We start from the raw sequence: 3047 nt of genomic DNA on the forward strand, positions 1-3047 counted from the left end.
TGAGAACACGGCAAGTTCCGTTGTGCCCATGTGACCGAAGATCATTTGGTATGCCATGGTACCCATTGCCCACAGCACGGCATTCATCGTTAGGGGTAACGCAATACGACGGTAAGACAGCCACAGCGACGGACGATGTGGTGAGCTTGGCGTAGTTAATAACCAGTGCTTACGTATACGCATGTAGCTATACATCAAACCCACTTGAATCAATCGCGCTAAAGTTGTTGCTAGTGCAGCACCAGCAACGCCCATTGCTGGAATACCAAATGCACCCTTAATGAGAACAAAATTAAGTGCAATATTGAGGGCAATAGTCACACCACCAAGCAACAGCGGAGTTACTGTGTCACCAGAGGAACGCATGCTCGCTTCTACCACCACGACTATATGAGTGAGAAGTAGAACAGGGAATCCATACCACAAGTACGTAGCACCAAGCTCAATCACGGTGTGATCGCTGGTTTGCAACATCATTAAAAATTGAGAACCAAGAGTGATGATTGCAGTAACTGGCAGCAGAACTTTTAAGCCAAATACCATCGCGATGGATGATACTGTGCGCGCGCTTTTAGGGTCATTCTTTCCCCAGTATTGAGCGACTAGTGTTCCGTTTGCTGAGGCCAACCCTGCCATAATCATAATAGCGACGAAGTGCCATTTTGATGCAATTCCCACAGCAGCAGCTGCTTCCATGCCAAAATCGCTGACCATTAAGACGTCAGCAAGGGCAAGAATAGCAACAAGCGCACTTTGCAAAGCAACAGGCAAACCAAGTTTGATGATTCGAGGTAAGATGCTCTTTGGCTTGTTATTCATAGATGCGTTAGGGTTGATGTTAGTTGTCATAAGCTCTCCGATTTATGGCAGAACTATAGTGATTTGAGCGACGTAACAACATGTTTAAAAAAACAACAAAACCTGTGCGAATCTGTCATTGAGACAATGAATCCAAAATCAACGTGGCAAGATGATGTTTTTCTCGCAGAGCATTGCAAAGAACGTTTTTTGACCGTTGAAGAAATCCCAGAGATGAAAAGTTGTGGTGTCTACATGGGTGGTATGGCGAAGCTGTATGACGCGTATTGGGTTGAACGCGAATCTGTGAATGTCCATACGCTGATTTTTACTCAAGAAGGGGGCGGTATATTGACAACCGAAACCTCGTACAAGCGATTACGCCATGCACGCTGGTGGTTCTTCCTGCGGAAACGCCATTTCGTTTCGAGCTTGACCCTCAGTACAACTATTGGAAAATGGCTTGGATGCTGACGCCCGATACCCGCAATGGCAACATATTGCGAGCTTAGGCAGAGTATTGTACCTTTCGGAGAGTGTGAACAAATTTGGTCCTTGATGAACTTAGTTCATTTTGAAATTGGAGGTCGAGGCAGTTTTAGAAAATTGCTGATGAGCGAGATTATTCGAACCTTGACTGGCTTTGAACCTAAGTCGACTAGCACCACAGCACGTGTTCAAGCGCTCTATAATGAGATTGAAAGTAGTCTGCACCTGCCGTGGACTGTTTCTGGTATGGCATCGCGCGTGTTTATCAGTGAAGAACAGCTAAACCGAGTCACCAAGTCGCTGTTTAACGTTTCTCCTCGCAGCAAATTGATTCAGTTAAGAATGGACAAAGCGACCAGCTTGTTGAAACAGCAAGATTGGTCGGTATCTATGATTGCCAACCGTTTAGGTTATAAAGATCCCTACAACTTCTCACATCGTTTTAAAAAGCACTTTGGTTTATCGCCAAGTCAATATCGCAAGCGTAATCAAACCTCGGATTAGACCTTTGGTCTGCAGTTCCGGGTCTTGGAATCTAAATCAGACATTTGTGCGACTACTATTTTACCCGAGGATATAAGGCGATGTTCAGTATCAGCGTGTAATAATGGTCTAAGCAGTAAAAGTACGGTATTGAGATGTTTATCAGTTTAGTATTTTTACTCTATTATGTAATATCGTAAACATTGAAGAATACGTCTACTTATGCAATACGAGGTATATATGGAACAACTTACCAACGAATTAGGTGATTTTCAGGGCTACCGTCCAAACTTGTTTTAAATAATAGAGAGTTTCAATCAGGAACTAAGATTGTTAGAAAACAGGGGTTGCGGGTCGATTATTGGGACGCTCTCAGAACCTCACCGTAAAGTATTGTTCTATCTATACCAAAATAAAGGGCAAGTGGTCAGCAAGCAAATTTTGAAGAGTGTTGGCTGGGCTGGTAAAGCTGTCACGTCTGCCTCAGTGCTTGTCGCTATTTATGAGATCAGAAGGATTCTCGATTGTCGCTGCATTCAAACTGTTTCAAATGAAGGTTATGTTATGGAGCAAAGAAATAATCCTCTATTGATATCCTGTTAATATTTTAATAATAAAAATTTAATCTCTTTACCGTACGAGTTCCATTGATTATCGTTATTTTTAAAACGTCCACTTATAAGCGACGTTATATTAAAAAAAATACCGAATCTGACTTTGTCGCTGGCTATATAGTAAGGGAATTATATAAAAATGGACTTTATCCTGCATTAGAAACGAACCACTCTGAAAATAACGTAGTAATTGAACTCAATGGTAAGATAGTTGAACTCCACACCAAGCTCATTCGAAAAACGTAGAAAATGGATATGTGTTAGCAACGCTGCCGTTAGCCTATCGAAAAATTATTCTATTTATGAATCGACATCGTGGTGAATTATTCAGCGTTGGCCAATTAAAAAAGATTGGTTGGGAGAACGAAAAAGTGACTAACTCGTCTGTGATTGTCGCAATATCTGAAATTAGATCGTTATTCGGAGACGGTTTGATCATTACGATTACAGGTGAAGGATACGTATTCCAACCTTAACTTTGTTCTATTTTATGATCTTGGTAGTCGATCTTTCCTCCAGATGACCAACGACAAAGGGCCATTTGTCATACTCGAGTTGTGAAGCGGCGCACGAAAAACGCGAAAGCGTTTCACGATAAATGCGAAAACCACACTTATCAACTGCTCCAGTGACGGTTAAACACCTACCTCAACTGAACGAAGT

At 42.1% G+C, this 3047-nt stretch carries 1 protein-coding gene and 3 pseudogenes; 3 read left to right on the top strand and 1 reads right to left on the bottom strand.

What is annotated here, in order from left to right; all coding sequences use genetic code 11:
* A partial coding sequence (locus BCU07_RS23510) for an MATE family efflux transporter (RefSeq protein WP_413286217.1) occupies nt 1–849 on the bottom strand: 849 nt, incomplete at its 3' end.
* A gap of 96 nt (nt 850–945) precedes the next feature.
* Between BCU07_RS23510 and BCU07_RS23515 the strand changes: the two are divergent.
* The 3 pseudogenes from BCU07_RS23515 (at nt 946) to BCU07_RS23525 (ending at nt 2860) form a co-directional block, all read left to right on the top strand.
* Nucleotides 946–1791, top strand: a pseudogene (locus BCU07_RS23515) (helix-turn-helix transcriptional regulator).
* A gap of 219 nt (nt 1792–2010) precedes the next feature.
* A pseudogene (locus tag BCU07_RS23520) lies at nt 2011–2373 on the top strand (winged helix-turn-helix domain-containing protein).
* 128 nt (nt 2374–2501) lie between these two features.
* A pseudogene (locus BCU07_RS23525) lies at nt 2502–2860 on the top strand (winged helix-turn-helix domain-containing protein).
* The last annotated feature ends 187 nt before the right edge of the window (nt 2861–3047 follow it).

The sequence above is a fragment of the Vibrio sp. 10N.261.54.E10 genome, from assembly GCF_002877735.2.
GTDB lineage: Bacteria > Pseudomonadota > Gammaproteobacteria > Enterobacterales > Vibrionaceae > Vibrio > Vibrio crassostreae_C.